The 25972-nt window shown below is 69.1% G+C and carries 25 protein-coding genes and 1 pseudogene; 11 read left to right on the top strand and 15 right to left on the bottom strand.

The genetic code is table 11. From position 1 onward, the window contains the following. Nucleotides 1-178: 178 nt before the first annotated feature. The 4 genes from FHW85_RS10500 to FHW85_RS10485 all read right to left on the bottom strand — a co-directional run bounded on the left by FHW85_RS10500 (nucleotide 179) and on the right by FHW85_RS10485 (nucleotide 2678). Complete coding sequence (locus FHW85_RS10500; RefSeq protein WP_168648180.1) at nucleotides 179-682, bottom strand: TPM domain-containing protein; 504 nt, start codon at nucleotides 680-682, stop codon at nucleotides 179-181. After that, nucleotides 682-1587: a TPM domain-containing protein gene (locus FHW85_RS10495; RefSeq protein WP_167252260.1), complete on the bottom strand. Its 906-nt coding sequence runs from the start codon at nucleotides 1585-1587 to the stop codon at nucleotides 682-684. The genes FHW85_RS10500 and FHW85_RS10495 overlap by 1 nt, the downstream gene beginning before the upstream one ends. A gap of 7 nt (nucleotides 1588-1594) precedes the next feature. Continuing rightward, nucleotides 1595-2218 carry a LemA family protein gene (locus FHW85_RS10490; protein WP_167252261.1) on the bottom strand — a complete coding sequence of 208 codons (624 nt, stop codon included), beginning with the start codon at nucleotides 2216-2218 and terminating at the stop codon, nucleotides 1595-1597. Nucleotides 2219-2303: 85 nt separating this feature from the next. Continuing rightward, nucleotides 2304-2678, bottom strand: coding sequence for a diacylglycerol kinase (locus FHW85_RS10485; protein ID WP_167252727.1), 375 nt, complete (start codon nucleotides 2676-2678; stop codon nucleotides 2304-2306). A gap of 121 nt (nucleotides 2679-2799) precedes the next feature. Between FHW85_RS10485 and FHW85_RS10480 the strand changes: the two genes are divergently transcribed. The 5 genes from FHW85_RS10480 to FHW85_RS10460 all read left to right on the top strand — a co-directional run bounded on the left by FHW85_RS10480 (nucleotide 2800) and on the right by FHW85_RS10460 (nucleotide 8727). Next, nucleotides 2800-4086: an ATP-binding protein gene (locus FHW85_RS10480; protein WP_168648179.1), complete on the top strand. Its 1287-nt coding sequence runs from the start codon at nucleotides 2800-2802 to the stop codon at nucleotides 4084-4086. An 82-nt stretch (nucleotides 4087-4168) separates the two neighbouring features. Beyond that, a complete protein-coding gene (locus FHW85_RS10475; protein ID WP_167252263.1) occupies nucleotides 4169-4732 on the top strand; it encodes a response regulator transcription factor in 564 nt (187 codons plus the stop codon). Between the two features lie 111 nt (nucleotides 4733-4843). Beyond that, complete coding sequence (locus FHW85_RS10470; RefSeq protein ID WP_168648178.1) at nucleotides 4844-7084, top strand: TonB-dependent receptor; 2241 nt, start codon at nucleotides 4844-4846, stop codon at nucleotides 7082-7084. Between the two features lie 15 nt (nucleotides 7085-7099). Further along, nucleotides 7100-8269: a sialidase family protein gene (locus FHW85_RS10465; protein WP_168648177.1), complete on the top strand. Its 1170-nt coding sequence runs from the start codon at nucleotides 7100-7102 to the stop codon at nucleotides 8267-8269. Then, nucleotides 8266-8727 carry a hypothetical protein gene (locus FHW85_RS10460; protein WP_343203687.1) on the top strand — a complete coding sequence of 154 codons (462 nt, stop codon included), beginning with the start codon at nucleotides 8266-8268 and terminating at the stop codon, nucleotides 8725-8727. The genes FHW85_RS10465 and FHW85_RS10460 overlap by 4 nt, the downstream gene beginning before the upstream one ends. A 103-nt stretch (nucleotides 8728-8830) precedes the next feature. On the opposite strand, the gene FHW85_RS10455 is transcribed toward FHW85_RS10460, so the two are convergent. Further along, complete coding sequence (locus FHW85_RS10455; RefSeq protein WP_167252266.1) at nucleotides 8831-9820, bottom strand: isoaspartyl peptidase/L-asparaginase; 990 nt, start codon at nucleotides 9818-9820, stop codon at nucleotides 8831-8833. Nucleotides 9821-10055: 235 nt separating this feature from the next. Here FHW85_RS10455 and FHW85_RS22565 point away from each other — a divergent pair, with 235 nt between their 5' ends. After that, on the top strand, nucleotides 10056-11411 hold the full coding sequence (locus tag FHW85_RS22565) for a 3-oxoacid CoA-transferase (protein ID WP_168648176.1): 1356 nt from the start codon (nucleotides 10056-10058) through the stop codon (nucleotides 11409-11411). 221 nt (nucleotides 11412-11632) lie between these two features. Here the strand turns inward: FHW85_RS22565 and FHW85_RS10445 are convergent, their stop codons facing one another. The 3 genes and pseudogenes from FHW85_RS10445 to FHW85_RS10435 all read right to left on the bottom strand — a co-directional run bounded on the left by FHW85_RS10445 (nucleotide 11633) and on the right by FHW85_RS10435 (nucleotide 14160). Continuing rightward, nucleotides 11633-12553, bottom strand: coding sequence for a HAMP domain-containing sensor histidine kinase (locus tag FHW85_RS10445; RefSeq protein ID WP_243867802.1), 921 nt, complete (start codon nucleotides 12551-12553; stop codon nucleotides 11633-11635). Between the two features lie 166 nt (nucleotides 12554-12719). After that, nucleotides 12720-13418 (bottom strand): annotated as a pseudogene (locus FHW85_RS10440) (response regulator transcription factor); the annotation flags it as partial. A gap of 109 nt (nucleotides 13419-13527) precedes the next feature. Then, nucleotides 13528-14160, bottom strand: a complete 633-nt coding sequence (locus FHW85_RS10435) for an arylesterase (RefSeq protein WP_167252269.1) — start codon at nucleotides 14158-14160, stop codon at nucleotides 13528-13530. Here FHW85_RS10435 and FHW85_RS10430 point away from each other — a divergent pair. The 4 genes from FHW85_RS10430 to FHW85_RS10415 all read left to right on the top strand — a co-directional run bounded on the left by FHW85_RS10430 (nucleotide 14159) and on the right by FHW85_RS10415 (nucleotide 19243). Continuing rightward, the gene (locus tag FHW85_RS10430; protein ID WP_168648175.1) at nucleotides 14159-14863 is read left to right on the top strand and encodes an ATP-binding cassette domain-containing protein; all 705 of its coding nucleotides are present in this window, start codon (nucleotides 14159-14161) and stop codon (nucleotides 14861-14863) included. The two genes, FHW85_RS10435 and FHW85_RS10430, sit on opposite strands and share 2 nt — an antisense overlap. After that, nucleotides 14860-17340: an FtsX-like permease family protein gene (locus FHW85_RS10425; protein WP_168648174.1), complete on the top strand. Its 2481-nt coding sequence runs from the start codon at nucleotides 14860-14862 to the stop codon at nucleotides 17338-17340. The genes FHW85_RS10430 and FHW85_RS10425 overlap by 4 nt, the downstream gene beginning before the upstream one ends. 152 nt (nucleotides 17341-17492) lie before the next feature. Beyond that, entirely contained in the window at nucleotides 17493-18125 is a 633-nt protein-coding gene (locus FHW85_RS10420; protein ID WP_167252272.1) for a glutathione S-transferase family protein, read from the top strand. After that, complete coding sequence (locus FHW85_RS10415) at nucleotides 18116-19243, top strand: SLC13 family permease (protein ID WP_168648173.1); 1128 nt, start codon at nucleotides 18116-18118, stop codon at nucleotides 19241-19243. Before FHW85_RS10420 ends, FHW85_RS10415 begins: the two co-directional genes overlap by 10 nt. A gap of 34 nt (nucleotides 19244-19277) precedes the next feature. On the opposite strand, the gene FHW85_RS10410 is transcribed toward FHW85_RS10415, so the two are convergent. The 6 genes from FHW85_RS10410 to FHW85_RS10385 form a co-directional block, all read right to left on the bottom strand. Continuing rightward, on the bottom strand, nucleotides 19278-20048 hold the full coding sequence (locus FHW85_RS10410; RefSeq protein ID WP_168648172.1) for a DUF4097 family beta strand repeat-containing protein: 771 nt from the start codon (nucleotides 20046-20048) through the stop codon (nucleotides 19278-19280). 299 nt (nucleotides 20049-20347) lie between these two features. After that, on the bottom strand, nucleotides 20348-21160 hold the full coding sequence (gene mazG / locus FHW85_RS10405) for a nucleoside triphosphate pyrophosphohydrolase (RefSeq protein ID WP_168648171.1): 813 nt from the start codon (nucleotides 21158-21160) through the stop codon (nucleotides 20348-20350). A gap of 4 nt (nucleotides 21161-21164) precedes the next feature. Then, nucleotides 21165-21980, bottom strand: a complete 816-nt coding sequence (gene cysQ, locus FHW85_RS10400; RefSeq protein ID WP_167252276.1) for a 3'(2'),5'-bisphosphate nucleotidase CysQ — start codon at nucleotides 21978-21980, stop codon at nucleotides 21165-21167. Beyond that, nucleotides 21977-22534 carry an ADP compounds hydrolase NudE gene (nudE, locus tag FHW85_RS10395; RefSeq protein WP_168648170.1) on the bottom strand — a complete coding sequence of 186 codons (558 nt, stop codon included), beginning with the start codon at nucleotides 22532-22534 and terminating at the stop codon, nucleotides 21977-21979. The genes cysQ and nudE overlap by 4 nt, the downstream gene beginning before the upstream one ends. A 9-nt stretch (nucleotides 22535-22543) precedes the next feature. Next, nucleotides 22544-23344, bottom strand: coding sequence for an inositol monophosphatase family protein (locus FHW85_RS10390; RefSeq protein WP_168648169.1), 801 nt, complete (start codon nucleotides 23342-23344; stop codon nucleotides 22544-22546). Further along, on the bottom strand, nucleotides 23341-24123 hold the full coding sequence (locus FHW85_RS10385; RefSeq protein WP_168648168.1) for a type II secretion system protein N: 783 nt from the start codon (nucleotides 24121-24123) through the stop codon (nucleotides 23341-23343). The genes FHW85_RS10390 and FHW85_RS10385 overlap by 4 nt, the downstream gene beginning before the upstream one ends. Nucleotides 24124-24197: 74 nt before the next feature. On the opposite strand from FHW85_RS10385, the gene FHW85_RS10380 reads away from it, so the two are divergent. Continuing rightward, nucleotides 24198-25568: an adenosylmethionine--8-amino-7-oxononanoate transaminase gene (locus tag FHW85_RS10380; RefSeq protein WP_168648167.1), complete on the top strand. Its 1371-nt coding sequence runs from the start codon at nucleotides 24198-24200 to the stop codon at nucleotides 25566-25568. Here the strand turns inward: FHW85_RS10380 and FHW85_RS10375 are convergent. After that, the gene (locus tag FHW85_RS10375; protein WP_246866715.1) at nucleotides 25565-25906 is read right to left on the bottom strand and encodes a hypothetical protein; all 342 of its coding nucleotides are present in this window, start codon (nucleotides 25904-25906) and stop codon (nucleotides 25565-25567) included. The genes FHW85_RS10380 and FHW85_RS10375 overlap by 4 nt on opposite strands. Nucleotides 25907-25972: the final 66 nt, after the last annotated feature.

Raw genomic sequence — 25972 nt, 5'->3', positions numbered from 1 at the left:
GGTTACTTTCTCTTTGGGCCAGCAAAGAGAAAGTGACCCGGGCGCCGGCAGGCGCACGGAATGCCCGCTGCATAAGCGGCCAAGTCGCGACAACCACACCTATTCGCTACCGGATCCCGACCTACGCCAGGACGACGAGCAAAGAGCGAGCGACCACATCGCGCCCACGCGAAACCCACTAAAGCAACACAGGCCGATCCGGCAACTCATCCGGCCTCCCGGCGCCATCCCCCGGAAAATGCCGCGCCAACAACTCATGCGCAGCCCCAATCCCTCCGAGGCTCCCCTCGCGCCACTCACCCCGCGCAAAACACTCGCGCATCCGCGCACAGATCGCATCCCATTCCGCCTGCGGCACCGCAGCCGCAATCCCCCGATCGGCAACAATCTCGATCCGATGCTCAGCGAGCAACACATAAAACAACACGCCGCAGTTGTGCTCGGTATCCCACACGCGCAACTGCGCAAACACCTGCTCCGCGCGCCGGCGCGCGTCCAGCCCCTCCAGCACATCCCACGGCGACAGCCGCGCCTCCACGGCGAAACACACCTCGCCCTTATGGCGCCGCTCGCCGTCGGCGATAGCGCGGGTCATCTCATCCAGCACGGCAGGCGCGAACGCCCTGCGCAGCAGGAACCATGCGCCGCTCAGATTCGCGAAGAAACGTTGGGCGCGTCCCATCACCAGCTCCCCGAGGAGCCGCCGCCGCCGAAGCTGCCGCCGCCCCCGCTGAAACCGCCGCCACCACCGCTGCCGAAGCCGCCACCACCACCACCGAAACCGCCACCGCCGCCCCAGCCACCGAAACCGCCCCACCCGCCGCCGCCGATGGAACGCCCGGCGCCAGCCGGCAGCAGCATCAGTACGCCGCCGATGATCGCGCCCAGCGCCGCGGCGCCCAGGCTGGCCGCCAGCAGCCACAGCAAGCCGCCGATCAGGCCGGCGCCCAGCGGCGTGCGCAGCCAGATGCGGGCGCGGCCGAAGATGCCGCGCAGGAACAGGCCGGCGAAGATGCCGATGAACAGCATGTCCTGGAAACCCAGGCCGCTGCGGCGCTCGCGATGGGCCGGCTCGATCGGCGGCGGCAAGGCCTCGCCATCGATCAATTGAGTGAGTGCGCCGACCGCGTCGCTGATGCCGCCGAAGTAATCGTTGCTGCGGAATTTCGGCGCGATGTACTCGCGCGTGATGCGCGCGGTGGCGGCATCGGGAATGGCGCCTTCCAGGCCGTAGCCCACTTCGATGCGCACGCGCCGGTCGTTCTTGGCGATCAGCAGCAGCAGGCCGTCGTCGGTGCCTTTGCGGCCGATCTTGTTGGCCTCGGCCACGGCCAGCGAATAGCTCTCGATATCCTGCGGCTGCGTACTGCCCACCATCAGCACCACCAGCTGCGCGCCCTTGCGCTGCTCCAGCGCCACCAGCTGCGCGTCGAGCTGGTCGACCTGCTGCGCGGTGAGCGTGCCGGTGAGGTCGGTGACGTGGCGCGCCAGCCTGGGCGGCGCGTCATCCGCATGCAACGGCGCCAGCCCTGCCGCGAGCAGCAGCAGGGCCAGCAGCAACAAAGGCAGGCGCGAAAGGCGCCGCACGCTCACCTCAGTGCGTCGTCGCGGCCGGAGCCGGCGCCGCGCTGTTGCCGAAGTCGACGGTCGGCGCGGTGGAAATCGCCTTCTCGTTCTCCACGGTGAAGTTCGGCTTGACCTGGTAGCCGAAGATCTTGGCGGTGAGGTTGTTCGGGAAAGTGCGGATCATCGAGTTGTATTCCTGCACCGACTGCACGTAGCGGTTGCGCGCCACGGTGATGCGGTTCTCGGTGCCTTCCAGCTGCGCCTGCAGATTCTGGAACAGGCCGTCGGCCTTCAGCTGCGGGTAGTTCTCGCTCACCACCATCAGGCGCGACAGCGCGCTGGACAGCTGGCCCTGCGCCTGCTGGAACTGCTGCAGCTTCTGCGGATCGTTCAGCGCGTCCGGGCTCAGCTGCATGGTGCCGACCTTGGCGCGCGCATTGGTCACTTCGGTCAGCACTTTTTCCTCGTGCTGCGCGTAGCCCTTCACCGTATTGACCAGGTTGGGCACCAGGTCGGCGCGGCGCTGGTACTGGTTGATCACTTCGGACCAGGCGGCCTTGACCGCTTCGTCCTGGCGCTGCATGGCGTTGTAGCCGCAGCCGGAGAGGCCGAGGACGAGCAGCAGCAGGGCGATCGCGCGAAGGAATTTCATGGGCGTGGACTCCGATCCGGTGGACGCCACATTGCAGCACCCCGCAGGAAACTGCGCAATCGTGCCCGGCGGAGCACGCCGGAAGTCACACCATCCAGCGCGGCGCCAGGATCAGCGCCCAGCTCAGCACCGTCATCATCAGCAGCAGGAACACCGCGGCCGACCCCATGTCCTTGGCGCGGCCGGCCAGTTCGTGGAATTCCGGGCTGACCTTGTCGACCACCGCTTCCACCGCCGAATTGAGCAGCTCGGCGGAAAGCACCAGCACCGCCGGCAGCACCAGGGCGATCTTTTCCAGCGGGCCGTTGCCCAGCCACAGGCCCAGCGGCACCAGCACCACCGCCAGGCAGGCCTCCAGGCGGAACGAGGCCTCGTGCTGCCAGCCGGCGCGCAAGCCCTTCATCGACCACTTGAAGGCGTTCCAGATTTCTTTGGGTCCGCGGATGCCGCTGGCTGCCATAGCTGTAAGTCCGTGCTCATGGGCGTCCCGGGGCGGCGGGCTGCCGGCCGGGTGCTGCCACAAACGCGGCATGATGCCATAGCGCCCCGGCGCTTCGGGGGCGGCCGCTAGAATGGCGGTCATGAGACGTTCCCTCGCCCAGCAGCGCATCGGCCCCACCGCCCTCACCCGCACCCTGGCCTGGCTGCGCATCTGCGCCATCGCCGGGCAGAGCGTGGCGGTGCTGGTCTGCGCGTTGTGGATGAAGCTGGATATCCCGCTGCTGCCGCTGCTGGTGGGCATCGGCACGCTGGCGGTGTTCGCCGTCTATGCCGCCTGGCGGCTGTCGCAGCCCACGCCGCTGCGCGAATGGGAAACCATCCTGCACGTGGCCGCCGACACCCTGGTGCTGGGTTATCTGCTCTATTTCACCGGCGGCGCCAGCAATCCCTTCATCACCCTGCTGCTGGTGCCGATCGCGCTCACCGCGGCGACGCTGTCGGTGCGCGCGATCCTCGCGGTGGCGATCCTGGCCGGCGTGGCCTACGTGGTGCTGCTGGGCTGGTACGTGCCGCTGCCGATGCCGGAGCACGCGTTCGGGCCCAACGGCTTCAGCCTGCACGTGGCCGGCATGGGCGTGAACTTCGTGATTTCCGCCCTGCTGCTGGCCTTCTTCACCAACCGCCTTGCACGCGCGGTGCGGCTGCAACAAGTGGAGATGCAGCGCGTGCGCGAACGCGCGCTGCGCGACGAGGGCATCCTGGCCATCGCCACCCAGGCCGCCGGCGCGGCGCACGAGCTCAACACGCCGCTGTCGACCATGCGCACCCTGCTGCCGGAACTGCGCCGAGAGCACGCCGCCGACACCGTGCTGGGCGAGGACCTGGCCCTGCTCGAAGGCCAGGTGGAGCGCTGCCGCACGATCCTGCGCGAGATGGTCGCCTTCGGTAAGGCGCAGCTGTCGCAGGTGCCCGAATGCACCACGCTGGACGGCTTCGTTCACGGTGCGCTGGAACGCTTCCAGCTGCTGCGCCCGGAAGCCGACCTGGAACTGCAGATGGACGACGACGCCGGCGAGATCGTGCTGCGCACGCCGCCGGGCCTGCGCCACGCGCTGCTGAACCTGCTCAACAACGCCTTCGAGGCGTCCGCGCTCAACCAGTCGCAGGCGGTGGACCTGATCGCCCACCGCGAAGGCGGCTGGCTGGAGTTCGTGGTGCGCGACCACGGCCCCGGCTTCACGCCCACCGGCGCGCCGGCGGTGGTGGGCCAGTCGCACAAACCCACCGGCCTGGGCATCGGCATCGCCCTGGCCGAAGCCACCGCCGAACGCCTGCACGGCGAGCTGACCGCCGCCAACACCCCCGACGGCGGCGCGGAAATGCGCCTGCGCCTGCCGCTGGCGGTGGTGGAGGCCAAGGACGGCTGACGGGACACTTCGCCGCGCCCCCGGCCCCGCCGGTCAGGCTTGCGCGACAATACGTGCGGCCAATCCCCCGGGAACCGCATTCATGACCGACCAGCAGCCCCTGCTCATCATCGACGACGACGCGACCTTCGCGCGCGTGCTGGCCCGGGCGCTGAGCTCGCGCGGCTTCGAGGTGCTCACCGCCGGCAACGCCGACGAGGCGCGCGCCCTCACCCGCCGCCATCATCCGCGCTACTGCGTGCTGGACCTGAAGCTGGGCGACGAAAACGGCCTGCGCCTGATTCCCGAACTGCGCTCCCTGGTGCCGGAGATGCGCGTGCTGCTGCTCACCGGCTACGCCTCGATCGCCACCGCGGTGGAGGCGATCAAGCGCGGCGCCCACGACTACCTGGCCAAGCCGGTCGATGCCGACGCGGTGGTGCGCGCCCTGCTGGAAGGCGACGCCCCCAGCGCCGACGACGAACTGCTGGACGCCCCGGAAGCCCCGCTGGCCCTGCGCCGGCTGGAGTGGGAGCACATCCAGCGGGTGCTGACCGAGTGCGACGGCAACATCTCCGAGACGGCACGCCGGCTGGGCATGCACCGGCGCACCCTGCAGCGCAAGCTGAGCAAGCATCCGGTGCGGGAACGCCCGGACCAGGAATAAGCCGGGCGACAACCGGGTAAACGGAAACACGGCCTGCGACAACGCGCCGCCTTTTTCCTCACGGGAGCGCGGCTATCCTCGCAACCCTTGACCTGGGTCCAGGGTACGACTTTGAACCGACCGCTCCGCCTCCGCGTCCTCCCCCTGGCCCTGTTCGCCGCGCCTGCCTTCGCGCAGCAGGCCAGCACGCTGGAAGCCGTGCACGTGCACGCCAGCGACACCCAGGTGACCGAAACGCCCGGCGTGCAGGTGCGCGTCAGCCGCGAGCAGTTGCAGAAGCACAACGTCACCGACAGCTCCGACGCGCTGAAGTACGCGCCGAACCTGCAGGTGCGCAAGCGCTATATCGGCGACCCCAACGCGGTGATCAGCGGCCGCAACGCCGGCACCCTGCAGAGCGCGCGCAGCCTGGTCTATGCGGACGGCCTGCTGCTGTCCAACCTGATGACCAACGGCTACGACGGCGCGCCGCGCTGGGGCATGGTGGCGCCGGAGGAAATCGGCGCGGTCGACGTGCTGTACGGGCCTTATTCGGCGCTGTATCCCGGCAATTCGATGGGCACCACGGTGCTGATCCACACCCGCCTGCCGCAGACCTTCGTGGCCAGCGCCAGCGCCCAGGTGATGAGCCAGCATTTCACCGACCACTACGGCGCCGGCGGCCATTACAACGGCCGCAACTTCAACGCCACGCTCGGCAACAAGCAGGGCCGCTGGAGCTGGATGCTCGCGCTCAACAAGCTCGACAACGACGGCCAGCCGATGCAGTACGCCACCGCCACCGCGGGCGGCAATGCGGCGCGCGCGGTGCCGGTGCAGGGCGCCACGCTGGACCGCAACCCCAACGGTTCGCCGCGTCTGGTCTACGGCGCCAACACCATCGAGCACACCGAGCAGACGCAGGCGAAGCTGAAGGTCGGCGTGGATGTCACCGACAAGATCTCGGCGCTGTTCACCCTCGGCTACTGGCACAACCATGCGGACGACCGCACGCGCAGCCTGATCCGCGATCTCTCCGGCCAGCCGGTCTACAGCGGCGCGATCAGCGCCTACGGCCGCACCTGGAGCTTGCCCGCCAGCGGCCTGGCGCCTTCGGCCACGCGCGAGACGCATGCGCTGTACGGCGTGGAGTTGAACGGCCGCTTCGACAACGGCTGGCGCTGGACCGCGGTGGGCAGCAAGTACGACTTCGTGCGCTCGCAGACGCATACCGCCAGCCTCGCCCCGCCAGTCGGCCCGCTCGGCGGCCCGGGCACAGTGGCGGACCTCGGCGGCTCCGGCTGGGAAACCGCCGACCTGCGCAGTTCCGGCCTGCTGGGCGAACACCACACGCTGTACGCCGGCCTGCATGGCGACCGCTACGTGCTCGATTCGCGCGTGCGCCAGGCCAGCGACTGGCGCGGCGACGCCAACGGTGCGCAGACCAGCGCCTTCGGCGGCCGCACCCGCACTTACGCGGCGTATCTGCAGGACGTGTGGGGCTTCGCGCCGGCGTGGACGCTCACGCTCGGCGGCCGCTGGGAACAATGGCGCGCCTACGACGGCCTGCGCGCCAACGCCACAGCCACGCTGCGCTACGCCGAACGCCAGCGCACCGACTTCTCGCCCAAGGCGGCGCTGGCCTGGGACTTCGCGGACGACTGGCAGTTGCGCCTGGCCGGCGGCAAGGCGGTGCGCTACCCCACGGTGAACGAGTTGTTCCAGGGCAGCATCTCGGCCAACGCCATCGTCAACAGCAATCCGAACCTGCGGCCGGAGCGCGACTGGTCCACCGACCTGACCCTGCTGCGCACGCTGGCCAACGGCCACTGGCGCGTGTCGCTGTTCCAGGACCGCATCGCCGATTCGCTGTATTCGCAGACCGACATCACGGTCACGCCGACGGTCACCAATATCCAGAACGTGGACAAGGTGCGCGTGCGCGGCATCGAGGGCGAGCTGGCGCTGAAAGACGTGTGGATCGCCGGACTGGATCTGCAGGCCAGCGTCGCGTTCAACCACGCCAAGACGCTGAGCGATCGCCAGTATCCGCTGGCCGACGGCAAGTGGTTCCCGCGCATCCCGAAGGTGCGCGCCACCTTCGTCGCCGATTACCGCATCACGCCCGAATGGGACGCCTCGCTGGCCATACGCCATTCCGGCCGCCAGTACGGCTCGCTCGACAACAGCGATTTCGTGAATACCTACGGCGCGGTCAGCCGTTTCACCGTGGCCGACGCCAGGCTGCGCTGGAAATTCGCGCCGCAATGGACGGCTTCGGCCGGCGTAGACAACCTCACCAACGAGCATTACTGGGTCTACCATCCCTATCCCGGCCGCACCTTCTTCGGCGAAGTGCGCTGGGACTACTGATACCGGAGCCGCGCCATGCGCCTAGCCCTCACCCTGTTGTTCGGCCTTGCCGCGAGCGCCGCCGCGGCGCATGACATGGCGGGCATGCCGATGCCCAAGGGGCCGGACCTGGGCGCCAGCGCAGCGCTCGACGGCAAGGGCCGGCTGTGGGTGGTGGATGCGGCGGACGGCCACGTGCGCCTGCGCCATTCCGACGATTTCGGCCGCACGCTGAGCGCGCCGGTGCCGGTCAATGCGCAGGCCGAGCCGATCTACGCGGAAGGCGAGAACCGGCCCAAGATCGCCTTCGGCGCCAAGGGCGAGCTGTATGTGAGCTGGTCGCAGCCGCACGCCAGGCCGTGGACCGGCTTCGTGCGCTTCGCGCGTTCCACCGATAACGGTGAGCATTTCTCCGCACCGCTCACCGTGCATCACGACCGCGCCGAGATCACCCATCGCTTCGATGCGATGGCGGTGGACAGCAAGGGCCGCATCGTGATGGCGTGGATCGACAAGCGCGATCTGGAAGCCGCCACCGCCAAGGGCAAGCCGTACCAGGGCGCGGCGATCTACACCAGCGTTTCCAGCGACGGCGGCAACAGCTTCTCCGCCGAACGCAAGCTCGCCGACGAAACCTGCGAGTGCTGCCGCATCGCGTTGGCCAGCACGCCGCAGGGCGAGATCGCCGCGTTCTACCGCAGCATCTTCGGCGACAACATCCGCGACCACGCGTATGCAGTGCTGCATGCGGATGGCCGTCCGCTCGAACCGCAGCGCGCGACCTTCGACGACTGGCATATCGCCGGTTGCCCGCATCACGGCCCGGGGCTGGCGATCGGCGCCGACGGCGTGCGCCATGCGGTGTGGTACGAGGCGAAGGACAAGCCGGCCATCCATTACGGCCAGCTCGATCCGGGCAAGGCGCCGGCGCATCTGCAGACCATCGCCACCGCCGGCGCCAGCCATGCCGACGTGGCGGCGAGCGGCAAGCAGGTGTGGGTGGTGTGGAACCAGGTCAATGCGCAGGGCTTCGCGCTGATGCTGCGCGAATCGCGCGATGGCGGCGCCAGCTTCGGCGAGGCGCGCGAGATCGCCAATCAAAAGGGCGCCGCCGCCGCGCCGCAGCTGCTGCTGTGGCAGCACCGCGCGTTCGTCGCCTGGAATACCGCCGGCGGCTTCCGCGTGGTGCCGACGGAGGCGTTGTGATCCGGCGCGCGCTGCTCGCCCTGTGCCTGGCCTTGCCGTTCGCGGCGCAGGCCGGCGCACCGGTCGCCTTGACCGCGGAAGACGTGCCCGCCCTGCTGAAGCCGCCCGCTCATGGCGTGCGCGTGCTGGCGCTGTGGGGGCTGGATTGCGCGTATTGCGAATCGAATCTGCAGGCGTTGCAGAAGCTGCAGCGGACGCATCCGCGCGAGATCGAACTGATCGCCGTCGCGACCGACAGCGTGGCCGAAAGCGCCGCGCTGGAACAGCGCCTGCACGCGGCCGGCGTCGATATGCTCCCCTCGCGCGCTTATGCCGATGCCACGCCCGAGCGCATCAACTACCTGATCGACCCGAACTGGGGCGGCGAGCTGCCGCGCACCTTGATCATCCGCGCGGACGGTTCGCGCAAGGGCATCAGCGGGCAGCTGACGCCGGAAAAGCTCGCCACGATTCCGTAGGTTGGGGTGAGCCGCAGGCGAACCCCAACATCGCCAGCGCCAAACGCCGCGTCTTGTTGGGGTTCGCCTGCGGCTCACCCCAACCTACGCCAGGCGGTGCGCTTTACTCCGCGCTGCTCTCCGATGCCGGCAGCGGATCGTGCGTGCCGTCATCCTCATCGCCATAAATGGCCACGTGCGGCTTGCCATCCTCGCCGATCCACCCGCGGAACATCCCGTCGGTATTGAACGGCATCGCCACATTCCCCTGGGCGTCCAGCGCGATCGCGCCGCCATTGCCGCCCATCGAGGGAATCTCCTGGTTGATCACCTCGGCCGCCGCGCGCTTCAGCGGCACGCGCATCTGCGTCACGCGCATGCAGATCTCGTGCGCCGCCACCGTGCGGATATAGAACTCGCCCCAGCCGGTGCCCGACACCGCGCAGCCGTTGTTGGCATAGGTGCCCGCGCCGATCAGCGGCGAATCGCCGATGCGGCCCCAGCGCTTGTTGGTCATGCCGCCGGTGGAAGTGCCCGCGGCGAGGCGGCCCTGCGTATCCAGCGCTACCGCGCCGACCGTGCCGAAATGCCTGGCGGTTTCCATGTCCTCGTGCTGGCGATGCTCGGCGTCTTCCTTCAGCGCCTTCTGCAACTGCTGCCAGCGCTCCTCGGTGCGGAAGTACGAAGGATCGACCAGTTCCACGCCCACTTCTTTGGCGAAGGCCTCGGCGCCGTCGCCGGCGAGCATCACATGCGGGCTCTTGTCCATCACCGCGCGCGCCAGCAGGATCGGGTTCTTTACGCGGTGCACGCCGGCGATCGCGCCGGCCTTGAGGGTGAAGCCGTCCATCACCGCGGCATCGAGTTCGTTCTTGCCGTCGTGGGTGAACACGGCGCCCTTGCCGGCGTTGAAGTTGGGGTCGTTCTCCAGCACGGTGATCGCCGCCGTTACCGCATCCATCGCCGGCTTGCCGGCCTTGAGCTGGCCGTAGCCGTTCTGCAGGGCCTGGGCCAGCGCGGCGCGCACGGCCTTCTCGCGGGCGGGATTCATATCGCGCTTGATCACGCCGGCGCCGCCGTGGATGACCAGCACCGGGGTCGTGGCATGGCTCATGGCGGACGCTCCCAGCAGCGCGAAGGCGGCAAGCAGGCAAGGCAACTTCACGGTCGTTCTCCCCGAATGGTCGGGGCGAGTATAGCCAGCGGAATGGCCGTACTCAGCCGAATGTGCCCTGTCCGCGGGCGTGTCGCGGCCGCCGCCGCAAGCGTCCTGGACCTTGGTACAGCATGAGCCGGCGCCGATCCGTCGTATCCTTGGCAGCTGGCTCTCCCTGCTAGAAGGCATCGCAATGGATAAGGTTTATGCAAGCGCGGCGCAGGCCCTGGACGGTCTGCTGTTCGACGACATGACCATCGCCGCCGGCGGCTTCGGCCTGTGCGGCATCCCCGAGAACCTGATCGCCGCCCTGCTCGCCAAGGGCACCAAGGGGCTGACCATCGTCGGCAACAACGCGGGCGTGGACGATTTCGGCATGGGTCCGCTGCTGAAGACCCGCCAGGTCAAGCGCGTGTATGCCTCGTACGTGGGCGAGAACAAGGAATTCGAGCGCCAGGTGCTGGCCGGCGAACTGGAACTGCACCTGGTGCCGCAGGGCACCCTGGCCGAGAAGCTGCGCGCCGGCGGCGCCGGCATCCCCGGCTTCTACACGCGCACCGCGTTCGGCACCAAGCTGGCCGAAGGCAAGGAAACCAAGGTCTTCGACGGCAAGGAATACGTGCTGGAAGAAGCCATCCACGCCGACCTTTCCATCGTCAAGGCGTGGAAGGGCGACCGCCTGGGCAACCTGGTGTTCCGCAAGACCGCGCGCAACTTCAATCCGATGATCGCCACCTGCGGCAAGATCTGCGTGGCCGAGGTGGAAGAGCTGGTCGAAGTCGGCATGCTGGAGCCGGACCAGATCCACGTGCCGGGCATCTACGTCGACCGCATCATCCAGGGCCCCTCGTACGAGAAGCGCATCGAGTTCCGCACCGTCGCCGGCGCCAACACCGGCAAGGAAAGCCCGCTGCGCACCGCCATGGCGCAGCGCGCGGCGAAGGAACTGCGCGACGGCTTCTACGTGAACCTGGGCATCGGCATTCCCACCCTCGTCGCCAACTTCATTCCGGAAGGCATCGACGTCACCCTGCAGTCGGAGAACGGCCTGCTCGGCATCGGCCCGTTCCCGGACGACGCGCACGTCGACCCCGACCTGATCAACGCCGGCAAGCAGACCATCACCACCCTGCCCGGCTCGAGCTTCTTCTCCAGCGCCGAATCGTTCGCGATGATCCGCGGCGGCCATATCGACCTGTCGATCCTGGGCGGCCTGGAAGTCTCCTGCACCGGCGACCTGGCCAACTGGATGGTGCCGGGCAAGATGGTCAAGGGCCCCGGAGGCGCCATGGACCTGGTCAGCGGCGTCAAGCGCGTGGTGGTGCTGATGGAGCACACCGCGAAGGACGGCACGCCGAAGATCAAGAACGAATGCGATCTGCCGCTCACCGGCAAGCAGGTGGTGGACCTGATCATCACCGACCTGTGCGTGTTCGAAGTGGAGAAAGGCAAGGGCCTGACCCTGATCGAACTGCAGGAAGGCGTGACGGTGGAAGAGGTGAAGGCGAAGACGGGCTGCGATTTCGCGGTGGCGTCGACGCTGGGTTGAGCTTCAACGATGGAATCCTTCTCCCCGCCGGGGAGTACGCGGGGAGCGCACATGGATGTGCGCGGCTTTGAGGAGCAAGGAAGGTGGCGGCAGCCGGATGAGGGGCGGGTGCTCGCGATAGAAGGTCGACGAAGCGTCGCTCGCTTTAACGCTCTCGCTTCGTCGCTCCGTAGGCCCCCCTCACCCCAACCCTCTCCCCGCAGGGGAGAGGGGGCAAAGAGCTACGCGGCGCTCGCCGGCAGCGGCTGCGGAAAGCGGATGCGCGCCACGTGCTGGTTGCCGTCGCGCGTCTGCAGTTCCAGCGGCCAGGCGAAGCGCTCGCTGATGCGCTGCGCGATGGCCAGTTCGAAACCGTGGCGGTCCACGCCATCCGGCCCCATCTCCACGCGGTTGGTCACCGTCACCGCGCCGGGATGTACGGTGATCACGATGGTGCCTTCCTCCGCCTGCTGGCAGGCATTGCGGATCAGCTGCCAGCACAGCACGGCGAACACGCGCGGCGAACCGTGCAGGGCGAAGCGCGCGGGCTCGTCCAGGCGCAGCGTCACCGGGCGGCCTTCCAGCAGTTCGCGCACGTCGCGCAGTTCGCGCTCCAGCACGTCGTTGACCACGAAGTCTTCTTCGGTCAGGCCCTTGTCGGACTCGCGCGCCAGGATCAGCAGGGCTTCCACCAGCGCTTCCATCTCGCGCGTGGCGCGCTTGATGCGCTGCACGGAGCGCTGGCCGAACTCGCCCAGGGTGGGTTCGTCCGCCAGCATGTCGGCCGACATCTTGATCACCGTGAGCGGGCTGCGCAGCTCGTGGCTGGCGTCGCGGGTGAAGTTGCGCTCGCGCTGGTTGTAGCCGGCGATGCGGTGGGCGAAGCCGTACAGGCCTTCGGCCAGCGCCGCCACGTCCGCATCCGCGCGGCTGGGCAGTTCGCCCGGCGTCCATTCGCCGATATCGGCCTTGCGCTCGTCCCAGCTGCTCACCGCCTTGGCCAGCCGCCGCACCTGGCGCCACTGGCGCCGCGCGATCAGCCAGCCCAGCGCGCCGAGCACCACGATCAGGCCCAGCACTGCCAGCGCCGGCAGAACCTGGGTCACGCCCAGCACGCACAGTGCGGCCACCGCCACCGTCTGCAGGCCGAAAAGCCAGGCCATGCGGCGATGGAAGGCGCCGCGGCGGGAGCCTTCCGTCGCTGGTGGTGAAAACGATGCGGCCATCGGGTTACTTCAGGAAGGCCACCTGGTTCTTGGACGAATGCCCTTCCGCATCCAGCGGCGAACGCGGCAGGTCCAGGCCGGACTTCGAGCCCGGGGTTTCCGCATCCAGGTCGGCCAGGCGATAGCCGGCGGAATGGATGGTGTGCAGCAGCGCGCGGTCGAAGGGTTTGTCGATCACCCGGCGCAGGTTGTACAGGTGCGAGCGCAGCGTGTCCGAATCGGGCAGCGTGTCGCCCCAGATCTCGCGCTCGATGTCGCGGCGGCTCACCACGCGCGGCGATTCGCGCATCAGGATCGCCAGCAGCTTCAGGCCGATCGGCGAGACGGTCAGTTCCTTGCCCGCGCGGGTCAGGCGCAGCGTGGCGGTGTCCAGCGTCATGTCGCCGACGGTGAGCACTTCGGTGGAAACCTGGCGGCGGTCGCGGCGGATCAGGGCGCGCAGGCGCGCTTCCAGTTCGCGCACTTCGAAGGGCTTGACCAGGTAATCGTCGGCGCCGGATTCCAGGCCGACCAGCTTGTCCTCGAGGGTGTCGCGCGCGGTCAGCATCAGCACCGGCGTCGACTTCTTCGCTTCCTTGCGCAGCTTGCGGCACACCTCCAGGCCATCCATGCCCGGCAGCATCAGATCCAGCACCACCACGTCGTAGCTGTTGGTCACCGCCAGATGCAGGGCGCTGACGCCGTCGGAGGCGTAGTCGACCGAGTAGCCACGGCGCTCCAGGAATTCGCCGACCATTTCGGCGATCTGCCGGTTGTCCTCTACCAACAGGATCAGACCAGATTGTTCGTCGCGAGAACTCATCCTTTACCTCCTAGCACTTCACATTGGTGAAAGCTAACTTCGCGGCCGGTGAGTAGGGTGTGAAACGTTTTCGTATTCGTTCAGCGAATGACGCAAAAAGGCTACAGGTTCACTTTTTGGGACTTCCCTGCAGCAGCGGATGCAAGGCTTTCCAGACGTTGTCCAGCACCTTCGGCTCGCCGGCGGCGGTGGGATGCAGGCCGTCATCCTGCATCAGCGACGGATCGAGGGCCACGCCTTCGAGCAGGAAGGGCACCAGGGCGGTGTGCTTGTCCCGGGCCAGGTCCGCATAGATCGCACGCAGCCCGTCGCGGTACTGCGGCCCATAGTTCACCGGCAGCTCGATGCCCAGCAGCAGTACGCGGGCGCCGGACTTCTGCGCCGCGTCGACCATCGCCGCCAGGTTTTCCCGCAGCGCCGGCAGCGGCAGGCCGCGCAGGCCGTCGTTGGCGCCCAGTTCCAGCACCACCACGCCCGGGTGGTATTTCTCCAGCAGGGCCGGCAGGCGGTTGCGGCCGCTGAGCGAGGTTTCGCCGCTGATGCTGGCATTGATCGCCGTCCAGCCCGGCTCCATGTCGCCCAGACGTACTTCCAGCAGATGCACCCAGCCCTGGGCCGCCGCAATGTTGTGCGCGGCGGAGAGCGAATCGCCCAGGACCAGCACCGTACCGGGCTTGTCTGCCGCCATTGCGGCGCCCGCGCAGCCCAGCCACAGCAGCACCAGCCATAGGATCCGACGCATGAGCGAAATTTCCCGTCCGCTTCTCGAAGCCCGCGATGTTAGCAAGTCGGTGCGCGGCCCCGAGGGGCAGCTGGACATCCTGCGCGGGGTCAGCCTGCAGGTGCGCGGCGGCGAGAGCTTCGCCATCGTCGGCGCCTCCGGCTCCGGCAAGACCACCCTGCTGGGCCTGCTGGCCGGCCTGGACGTGCCCAGCAGCGGCCACGTCGGCCTGGACGGCAATGCGCTGGAAAGCCTGGACGAGGAAGCCCGCGCCGACCTGCGCCGGCGCCTGGTCGGCTTCGTGTTCCAGTCGTTCCACCTGCTGCCGGCGCTGACCGCCGAGGAAAACGTGATGCTGCCGCTGGAGCTGGAAGGCCGCGACGACGCCCGCCCGCGCGCCCGCGAGGCGCTGGAAGCCGTCGGCCTGTCGGCGCGCCGCCGGCATTACCCGGCGCAGCTCTCCGGCGGCGAGCAGCAGCGCGTGGCGATCGCCCGCGCCTTCGTGCACAGCCCGCGCCTGCTGTTCGCCGACGAACCCACCGGCAACCTGGACCAGCGCACCGGCCACCACGTCAGCGACCTGCTGTTCGCGCTGAACCGCGACCACCGCACCACCCTGGTGCTGGTCACCCACGACCCGCTGCTGGCCGAACGCTGCCAGCGCCGGGTGGAACTGCACGAAGGCCGGGTGATCGCCCGCGGCCCGGCGGAGCTCACCGCATGAGGCTGCTGCGCCTGGCCCTGCGCAGCCTGGTGCGCGAATGGCATCTGCCGGAACTGCGCACGCTGGCCGCTTCGCTCACCCTGGCAGTGGTGGCGCTGGGCGTGGTGGCCACCCTGGCCACGCGCATCGAGCGCGGCATGCTGGCCAATGCGGCCGAGCTGATCGGCGGCGACCTGGGCATCGGCTCGCCGCAGCACCTGCCGGACACCTACGCCACGCAGGCCCGCGACGAGGGCCTGTCGATCACCCAGGGCGCCGGCTTCCCCAGCGTGGCCTTCGCCCACGAACAGAGCCAATTGCTCGATGTGCAGGCCGCCGACGCGGCCTACCCGCTGCGCGGCCAGCTGGAACTGCGCGCCGCCCGCGGCGACTACATCGGCCACGGGCCGGCGCCGGGCGAGGTGTACCTGGACCACCGCGCCCTGGTCGCGCTCAGCCTGAAGCCCGGCGACAGCGTGCAGGTCGGCGGGCGCGACCTGCGCATCGCCGCCGAACTGCTGCGCCAGCCCGACGGCGGCGAGCTGTTCGCGCTGGCTCCGCGCGCCATCATGAATCTGGCCGATGCCGAACAGGCCGGCCTGCTCGGCGCCGGCAGCCGCGCGCGGCATCGCCTGCTGGTGGCTGGCGAACCCTCCCAGGTGGCGCGCTGGCGCAGCTGGGCGCAGGCGCAGAAGCTGCCGCAGGGCGCCGAGCTGATCACCCCGGAGCAGACCCAGGAACGCATGCGCAGCGCGTTCGACCGCGCCAGCGCCTTCCTGCGCCTGACCGCCTTGCTCTCGGCCCTGCTGGCCGGCGTGGCGATCGCCCTGGCCGCGCAGCGCTATGCGCGGCGCAAGACCACTGAAGTCGCCCTGCTGCGCGCCCTGGGCACGCCGCGCCGGCGCGTGCTCGGCCTGCTGCTGGGCACGCTGGGCGCGCTGGCGGTGCCGGCCTCGCTGCTGGGCGTGGCGCTGGCGCTGGGCATCGCGCAGGCGGCGTGGTCGTTCGCCAGCACGCTGTTCACCAGCGTGCCGGTGGAACTGCCGCTGGGCCCGGCCTTCGCCGCCGCGGCGATGGGCGTGGCGGTGCTGGCCGGCTTCGCGCTGCCGCCGCTGGCGCGGCTGGCCGAAGTGCCGCCGGTGGCGGTGTTCCGCGAGAGCATGGCGCGCCGCGTGCGCCGCTTCGACGCGCTGTATTTCTTCCCCGTGCTGGTGGCGCTGGCGCTGATCTGGAGCCAGAGCGGCTCGGCGCGCATGGCCGGCATCCTCGCCGCCAGCCTGGCCGGCGTGGCCGCGGTGGCCGCGCTGCTGGCCGCGGCGCTGCTGTGGTTCGCGCGGCGCGTCGCGCCCGGCGCGCACCCGGCCCTGCGCCTGGGCCTGGCCGCGCTGGCGCGCCGCCGCGGCATGAGCCTGCTGCAGGCCACGGCGCTGAGCCTGGGCCTGGTCGCGCTGCTGCTGCTGGCGATCGTGGCGCCCGCGCTGCTGGAAGGCTGGCGCCGCGAGCTGCCGTCCGACACGCCGAACTGGTTCGTGCTCAACCTGCAGGACGACCAGCGCGCCGGCTTCGAGCAGGCGCTGGGCAAGCTCGGCGCGCAGCAGCTCAACATGCTGCCGCTGGCCGTGGGCAAGCTCACCTCCATCAACGGCCGCCCGATCGACCAGCTGAAATTCCAGGACGAGCGCGCCAAGGACTGGAGCGACCGCCAGCTGCGCCTGTCGTGGACCGACGAGCTGCCGCCTTCCAACCGCGTGGTGGCCGGCGCGTGGAACGGCCCCAGTCCCGCGGTGGCCGAAGTCTCCGTCGACACCATGTGGCGTGACATGTTCGGCCTGAAGATCGGCGACACCATGAGCTTCAACGTCGGCGAAGGCACGGTGCAGGCGCGCGTGGCCAGCGTGCGGCAGGTGGACTGGAGTTCGTTCCGCGTGAACTTCTTCCTGCTGCTCGACCCCGCGCACGCGAAGGAGCTGCCGCATACCTGGATCGCCAGCTTCTACGTGCCGCGCGGCAACACGGAAGCGATGGCCCGGCTGTCGCGCGACTTCGGCAACCTCAGCCTGATCGACGTGGACGCCCTGCTCGACCGCGTGCGCGACATCGTCGACCGCGTGAGCCACGCGGTGCGCTGGGTGCTGGCCTTCAGCCTGCTGGCCGGCGCGCTGGTGCTGGCCGCGGCCCTGGCCGCCAGCGCGGCGGAGCGGCGCCACGAAGCGGCGCTGCTGCGCACCCTGGGCGCGCGCCGCGGACAGCTGCGCGCGGCGGCGGCCTGCGAGTTCGCCCTGCTCGGCCTGGTCGCCGGCCTCACCGCGGCGTTCGGCGCCGCCGGCGCGGGCTGGTGGATGGGACGCGCGGTGTTCCGCATCGAAGGCTTCGTGCCGCCGCTGGGGCCGCTGCTGCTGGCGGCGCTGGCCGCCGCCATCGCGGTGATGCTGCTGGGGCTGGCCGGCACGCGCAAAGTCACGCGTACCTCGCCGATGCAGCTGCTGCGGGAGTCGTGACGGCGCATGACGTAGGTTGGGGTGAGCCGCAGGCGAACCCCAACATGCGATGCGTCCCAGCGTGGCCATGTTGGGGTTCGCCTTTGGCTCACCCCAACCCACGGTGAGCGCTGGCGGCTAAGATCGCCCGGTCCACACCACCGGGCTTCCCCATGTACACGCTCTACTACTCCCCCGGCACCGCCAGCATGGTCGTGCACCTGGCCCTGCTGGAAATCGGCGCGCCGTACCATCTGGAGCTGGTCGATTTCGAGCGCGACGCGCAGCACTCGCCCGAATACCTCAAGCTCAATCCCGGCGGCACCGTGCCGGCGCTGACCATCGACGGCACCGTGCGCTTCGAATCCGGCGCGCTGCTGCTGATGCTGGCCGAGCGCCACCCGGAAGCGAACCTGATCCCGCCCGCCGGCACGCCCGAGCGCGAGGCCTGGCAGCAGTGGGTGGTGTATCTGAGCAATACGCTGATGTCGGCCTACCGGCTGTGGTTCTACCCGCACGAGCTGGGCTACGACGAACACCCGGCGGCGATCCGCGCGGCGATCCAGCGGCGCATCGAAAGCGTGTGGGACCGCCTCGACGCGCAGCTCGCGGCGCACGGGCCATATCTGCTCGGCGAGCAGTTCAGCGGCGCCGACCTGATGCTGACCATGCTGCTGCGCTGGTCGCGCAACATGCCGCGGCCGGCCACCGGATGGCCCGCGCTCAAGCGCCTGGCCGACCTGGTGCGCGCGCGTCCGAGCTGGAAAAAACTCTACGAACTGGAAGGCCTCACCGAATGGCAGTAAGCGCCGGCAAAACCTGGCGCCAGCGCCTCAAGGACGAATGGCTGCTCGTCGCCTTCACCCTGCTGGCGCTGCTGCTGGCGCTGGCCGATCCGCAGCCGTGGAGCAAGTACGAACGCTGGCTGCAGCTGCCCACCATCGCCGGCCTGCTGGGTTTGATGATTGCGATTCAGGGCATCCGCGACAGCGGCCTGGTGCAGCACCTGGCCGGCCTGCTGGTGGCGCGCATGCATTCGCAGCGTGCGCTGGGCCTGCTGCTGGTGAGCATCACCGCGCTGCTGTCGATGGTGCTGACCAACGACGTGAGCCTGTTCCTGATCGTGCCGCTCACGGTGGCGGCCGGCGGCATCTCCAACCTGCCGGTGCTGCGGCTGGTGATCCTGGAAGCGCTGGCGGTCAACGCGGGCTCCACGCTCAGCCCGATCGGCAATCCGCAGAACCTGCTGGTGTGGCAATACCTGCGCCTGCCCTTTATGCAGTTCGTCGGCAGCATGCTGCCGGCCGCGGCCACCATGTTCGCTCTGGTGGCGCTGCTGGCCTGGTGCTGGCTGCCGCGCGAAAAGGTGGAACTGCACGCCGAGCAGGTCGACGGCCATGCCGTGTCCGCCACGCAGGCGGGGCTGTCGATCGTGGCGCTGGCGATGATGGTGCTGATGATGGAGCACGGCCACGCCACCATCGGCGCCTTGTTGCTGCTGATTCCGTTCGCGCTGCTGGACTGGCGCCTGCTGCTGCGCATCGACTGGCTGCTGCTGGCCACCTTCGCCGCGATCTTCCTGGGCCTGGGCCATTTCGCCGCGCTGCCCTGGGTGGGGGAGCTGATGAGTGCGGTGGACTTGAACCAGCCGCTGCATCTCTACGCCAGCGGCATCCTCGCTTCGCAGCTGATCAGCAACGTGCCCGCCACGGTGCTGCTGCTGGAACGCGCACCGGATGCCATGGCGCTGGCGGTGGCGGCGAACGTGGGCGGCTTCGGCGTGGCGATCGGTTCGCTGGCGAACCTGATCGCCCTGCGCCTGGCGAAACAGCCGCAGGGGCTGCGGCTGTTCCATCGGGTATCGATCCCGTTTCTGCTGGTGTGCGCGCCGCTGGTTTACCTCGCGGCGCGCTGGTTCAGCTGACGCGCTGATTCAACTGACGCGCCGGTTCAGCTGATCAGTCGTCGCCGCGATCGCGCGGCACGTTGACCTTGCCGCGCACGCCCGAGTAGTTCACGTCGCCGCTGCCCTTGGCGCCCAGCGAGAGATCGCCACCCACGTTGCGCGCGGTGAGGTCGCCGGAGCCGATCGTGTCCACGCGCACGCTGCCGCCGACGTTGTTCACCGACACGTCGCCGGAGCCGATGCTGCCCACGCGCACGTCGCCCTTGATGTCCTCGCCCTTGAAGTCGCCCGAGCCCACGGCGCCCAGCTCGATGCTGCCGACGTGGCTGGCATCCAGGTCGCCCGAGCCGATGCTGGCGCTGAGCGGGCCGTCGAGATCCTTCACGTGCAGGTCGCCCGAACCGACGTGGGCGTCGAGCCGCTTCATCCCTTCGACCCAGGCGTCGCCGGAACCGCCGTTCAAGGTGACCGGGATGGCCGGCGGCAGCTTCAGGTTGACCTCGAGGTTGGAGTAGCTGTGGCCGATGCTCCAATGCGTGTGCTCGCTGCCCAGCTCCACGATCAGCACGTCGCCCTGGCGGCGCTGGCTGACCACCAGGTCGTCCAGCAGCTCCTGGCTGGACGCGCAGGCGCGGCCGGTGAGTTCGCCGCCGCGCGCGCCGCTGTCGCCGCGCAGATGCAGGTCGTGGCTGCGCAGGTCGATCTGTACCGAGCGCACGCCGCCCAGGTCGAGCTGGAGATTGCGCGGGGCCTGGAATTTGCAGTCGTCGGCCTGCGCGGCGAGCGGCAGCAGCAGGAGGCAGGCTAGGAAGAGGTGACGCATGGGGTGGCTCCTTGATGGACGTTCGGCCTTCTGATGCGGCCGCCGGCCAAAAGGTTGCAAGGGCGCCCCGGCAGGTCAACCGCCAGTTGGCATGGGCGTTCTGCCAGCGCAATAACAACGAAAACGCAAGAACCGCTGTTTGCCCAGCGAGATGGAACTTGAGGCGCGAGGACCCCAGAACCACGCGCCTCTTTATTTTGCGGACCCGGCCGCCCGGGCGCAGGTTGGGGTGAGCCGCAGGCGAACCCCAACGATACGGGGCGCTGCCATGTTGGGGTTCGCCTGCGGCTCACCCCAACCTACGCGGTGCTTTCGCCAGCCTTTACGCGTTGCCAAAGCGCCTCTTGCGCATCCAGGTCACGCCCCGCCAGCGGCACGCCTTCGTCGCGCGCGAGATCTTCCATGGCGCGGAAGCGCCGCTCGAACTTCGCGTTCGCATGCCGCAGCGCCTGCGAGAAATCGACATCCGCATGCCGCGCCAGATTCACCAGCACGAAGGCCACGTCGCCGATTTCATCCTGCAGGCGCGCCTTGTCCGCGCCGGCGGCGAATTCCGCCCGCACTTCCTCGATTTCTTCGGCCAGCTTGTCCAGCACCGGCTGCTCGTCCGGCCAGTCGAAGCCGACCTTGGCCGCGCGCTGCTGCAGCTTCAGCGCGCGCTTCCATTCCGGCAGGCCGCGCGACACGCCGGCCAGCGCGCTGTCGTCATGCGACTCGCCCTTGGCCGCGCGCTCCCCGGCCTTGATCGCCTCCCACGCGTCCTTCTGCGCTTCGACGTCTTCATAGCTCACGTCGCCGAACACGTGCGGATGGCGGCGGATCATCTTGTCGCTGATCGCATGCGCCACGTCGGCGAAATCGAACAGCCCCTGCTCCTGCGCCATGCGCGCATGGAACACCACCTGCAGCAGCAGATCGCCGAGCTCGTCGCGCAAGTCGTGCCAGTCCTTGCGGTCGATCGCGTCGGCCACTTCGTAGGCCTCTTCGATGGTGTACGGCGCGATGGTGGCGAAGTCCTGCTGCACGTCCCACGGACAGCCGGTCTGCGGGTCGCGCAGGCGGGCCATGATGGCGAGCAGGTCGTCGAGGCTGTGGCGCTTGGCTGTGTTCATGCGGTCAGACGTCCGCCGCGCGCAGGCGCGCGGTCCAGTCGATGGCCGTGTCGCCCACGGCGAGGAATTCGGGATTGAGCAGGGAATCCTTGCGGTTGTAGCGCAGCGGCTGGCCGGCCAGGTCCAGCACCGCGCCGCCGGCCGCCTCCAGCACGCATTGCGCGGCGGCGGTGTCCCACTCGCTGGTGGCGCCGCGGCGCAGATAGACGTCCGCCGTGCCGCGCGCGAGCAGGCAGAATTTCAGCGAGGAACCCATCGGCGTTTCCACGAAATCGGCGCCGAGCAGTTCGCGCAGCAGGGGGGCGCCGTGGCCGCCGTGCGAGCGGCTGCCGGCCACCACGGGCGGCTCGGTGATGGCGCGCGTGGCGATGGATGTCCAGGCGGCGTCCGCGCTTTCCTGCCGCCACGCGCCGCCGCCTTGTTCGGCGGCGTAAAGATCGCCGGTCACCGGCGCCAGCACCACGCCGAGCACCGGCTGGTGCCCGTCGATGAGCGCGATGTTCACGGTGAACTCGCCGTTGCGCTTGACGAACTCGCGCGTGCCGTCGAGCGGATCGACCAGCCAGTAGCGCGGCCAGCGCTGGCGTTCGCTCCACGGCGCGATGCGCGATTCCTCGGACAGCACCGGCAGTTTTTCTTCCAGCGCGTCGAGCCCGGCCACGATCACGCGCTGCGCGGCGAGGTCCGCATCCGTTACCGGCGAGTGATCGGCCTTGCGCTGGACTTCGAACTCCTGCGCGTACACGGCGAGGATCGCCGCCGCCGCATCGCGCGCGATCGCCGCGACCTGCCGCAGCAGCGGGGAAACCAGCTCGCTCATGCGGGCTTGAACCGGCCGGCGAGATACTCGCGGGCCATGAACAACGCGGCGATGGAGCGGCCTTCGGTAACGTCGTCGCGCACGATCAGCTCGTGCAGGTTGGACAGCTTCCACGGCACCACTTCGAGCTCTTCCGGCTCGTCGCCTTGCAGGCGCTCCGGATAGAGCTCCTGCGCCAGCACCACGTGCGCCATATGCGTCATGTACGAAGGCGACAGCGACAGGTTGTGCAGGATCTTCAGCTTGCGCGCGCCGAAGCCGATTTCTTCCTTCAACTCGCGGTCGGCGCCCTGCTCCACCGTCTCGTCCTGGTCCAGGCGGCCCTTGGGCAGGCTCAGTTCGTAGCGGCCGACGCCGGCGCCGTATTCGCGTACCAGCAGCACGGTGTCGTCGTCCTGCATCGGCACGATGATGACCGCGCCCAGGCCGCTGCCTTTCAGGCGCTCGTAGGTGCGGCGCTCGCCGTTGGAGAATTCGAGGTCCAGCTGTTCGACGCGCAGGAAATGGCTGTCGTGGACGTCGCGGGTGGCATGGATGATGGGTGGCTTGGGCATCGTTCGATTCTAGCGCTCTGAGGTTGCACGGAACCGCGCCAGCACCGGCGCATGCAGGGCCGGCGTACCGGCCAGCACGCTGCGCGTGTCCAGCGTGAGCGGCTGGCCGTCCAGGTCGGTGAACACGCCGCCGGCCTCGCGCACGATCGCGGCCAGCGCGGCCACGTCCAGGATGTTCACGTCCGACTCGATCACCAGATCCAGCCCGCCGCGCGCCAGCAGGTGGTAGTGGCAGAAATCGCCGTAGCCGCGGATGCGGTTGCTGTCGCGGATCAGCGCGCCGAGTTCCGTCCAGCGCGCATCCAGCGTGAGCGTCTTGATGTTGCCGGTGGAGATCGAGGCCTGCGCGATGCTGTCGGTGGCGGCCACCTGCACGCGCTCGGGTCCCTCTTCACCCTGGAACCAGGCGCCGTGGCCGGCGCTGGCCCACAGCGTTTCGCCGTAGATCGGCGCGCTGGACACGCCCAGCACCAGTTCGCCGCGGTACATCAGCGCGATCTGGGTGGAGAAGAACGGCGTGCGCCGCACGAAGCTCTTGGTGCCGTCCAGCGGGTCGACCAGCCACAGCAGCTCGCGCGCGCTGTCGTCCAGGCCGAATTCCTCGCCATAGATCGCCGCTTCCGGCAGCGCCGCCTGCAGCACCTTGCGGATGGCCAGTTCCGCTTCGCGGTCGGCGATGGTGACCGGAGTGGCGTCGCTCTTGATCTCCACGTCCACGCCGCGCCGCCAGTAGTGGCGGATCACTTCCGCCGCCGCTTCCGCCGCTTCGCGCGCCGCGGACAGGGCCCGCGCCAGATCGGGTGCAGTCATTGTTTCCCCTTGCCCATGATGGCGGCCAGGCCGCCGCTGCGTTGCAGATGCATGCTGCCGTCGGCCGCGAGGCGGCCGAAGCCCGAAAGCCAGTCGCGCAATGCCGGGTCGGGCTCGCGCGGTCTGGCCTTGATGTCGTATTTCCAGCCCAGCGGACTCAGCGCCAGATGGCCGGCCAGCTGCAGCGGGCCGTTGCCGTCGTCTTCCAGCGTGGCGTTGACCACGCCGGCCGTGCCGCTGGCGCGCAGCTGGAGATTGCCGAAGACGAGCTCGCGCTGTGCGCCCTGCAGGCGCGCGCCGGTCCACTGCGCGGCGGCGTCCAGCTCCACCGGCCAGCGGCCTTGCAGCACGATGCGGGCGTTGTCGATGCTGAGGCGGCCATCGAGCCGGTCGGCCTGCGGCGCCAGGCGGGCGGACAGCGTGGCGAGGTCGCCGTCCAGCTGCACCTGGCTCCATTCCTCGCGCTTGCCTTCGAGCTGGCGCAGCTGGCCGCTGAGATGGCCCCATGGACCGCGGAAGGCGACGCCCAGCCGGGTCTCGCCCAGCAAGGCGCGGCGCGACAGCTGCCAGTCGAACTGGCCCAGGTCGCCGCCGCTCGGGGCCAGCACGCGCTCGGCATGGCCGTCCCACAAGGTGCCGCTCAGCCCTTCCAGGCGCAGGCCGTGCAGGCGCGCCTCCAGCTGCGGCCGCACCCAGCTTGCCGGCAGGTACGCCACCAGCCAGGCCAGGGCACACAGCAGCAACAGGAACAGCAGAACGGTGCGCAACCGGATCAACAAATCTGACTCCAGGGGGGAGCTCCAACGGACAGGCGGGCTTGAGGCAGCCGGCGCCGAACCCCGATCATACCCGGATGAGCCCGAACGAAAGCCGCAACCAGACCCTCGCCGCGCGCGACCTCCGCCATCTCTGGCACCCCTGCACCCAGATGCACGACCACGCCGGCGCCGTGCCGCTGCTGCCCATCGTCCGCGGCGAAGGGCCGTGGCTGGTGGATGCGGACGGGCGGCGCTATCTGGACGGCATCAGCTCGTGGTGGACCAACCTGTTCGGGCATGCGAACCCACGCATCGGCGCGGCGCTGAAGGAACAGCTGGATACGCTGGAGCACGTGATTTTCGCCGGATTCACGCATGAGCCGGCGATTGAACTGGCGGAACGGCTGGCGGCGATCACACCCGCCGGATTGGAGCGGGTGTTTCTGGCCGATAACGGTTCGGCGGCGATCGAAGTCGCGCTGAAAATGAGTTTCCATTATTGGCTGAATCAGGGCCGCGGGCAGAAAACGCGGTTTATCGCGCTGAGCGGGAGTTATCACGGCGAGACGCTGGGGGCTTTATCGGTCAGCGACGTGGCGCTTTATCGCAAGACCTATGCACCCCTGTTGCTGACGCCGATCCTGGCGCCTTCGCCGGATGCGTACGACGCGGAAGCCGGGGAAAGCGCGGAAGCTTATGCGGCGCGGCGGCTCGGCGATCTGCGGGCGTTGCTGGAACGGCATGCGCATGAAACCTGCGCGGTGATCGTGGAGCCGCTGGTGCAATGCGCCGGCGGCATGCGGATGTATCACCCGTCGTATCTCAGCGGGCTGCGTGCGCTGTGCGATGAGTTCGGCGTGCATTTCATCGCGGATGAAATCGCGGTGGGGTTCGGGCGTACCGGTACTTTGTTCGCCTGCGAGCAGGCCGGTGTGTCGCCGGATTTCATGTGCTTGTCGAAAGGGCTTACCGGCGGCTTTCTGCCGCTGTCGGCCGTGCTCACCACGGAGCCGGTGTACGAGGCGTTCTACGCCGAATACAACGCCGGCAAGGCGTTCCTGCATTCGCACAGCTATACCGGCAATCCGCTGGCCTGCCGTGCGGCGCTGGCGACGCTGGATATTTTCCGCGACGAGCCGGTGCTGGAGCGCAACCGGGTGCTGGCGGCGCATCTGGCGCGCCGGCTGGCGCCGCTGCGCGAGCATGCGCATGTGGCCGACGTGCGGCAGACCGGGATGATTGCGGCGGTGGAGCTGGTGCGGGACAAGGCAACGCGTGCACCCTATCCGCCGGAGGAAAGGCGCGGCCTGCGCGTATATCTGCATGGGCTGGAACATGGCGCGCTGCTGCGGCCGCTGGGCAACGTCGTCTACTTCATGCCGCCTTATGTGGTGAGCACGGACGAGCTGGATCACCTGGTCGACGTGGCCATCGCCGGCATCGAGCGCGCCATTGCCCAGCCTTAGTGCCCGCCTACGCTCGGATCGAGCTTTCGCAGCGCCGGCCCAAGCTTCTGTTCGCCCGTGCGGTCGATATCCTGCTTGTTGTAAGTCCGGCCCGGCGCGGGAATGCACTGGCCCTGCTTCGGCGGGATATGGCTGCCGGTCTGGCGCAGGCAGTTGTGATCGGTACCTACCTGCTGGCCGCCATGGGCGCTGCTCGCCGGTGGCGGATACGGCATGGTTTCCAGGCCCTCGATGCGCCGGGTGCGGGCATCCTGGGTGGGCGCCTTGGCGTCCTGCGCCGAGGCTGAACTTGCCAGCATGGCCAGCAAGGCGGCGATAAGCAGGGGGGACTTGGACATGACTCGGCCCTCAGGAAGCCGTGGGTTCAACGATGCTGCGCCTGCCGGACGCCATCGGCAACCGCC

Origin of the sequence: Dyella sp. SG609 (assembly GCF_012275375.1) — a bacterium.
Classification (GTDB): Bacteria; Pseudomonadota; Gammaproteobacteria; order Xanthomonadales; family Rhodanobacteraceae; genus Dyella_D; species Dyella_D marensis.
This window is presented reverse-complemented; position numbering and strand designations above follow the sequence as displayed.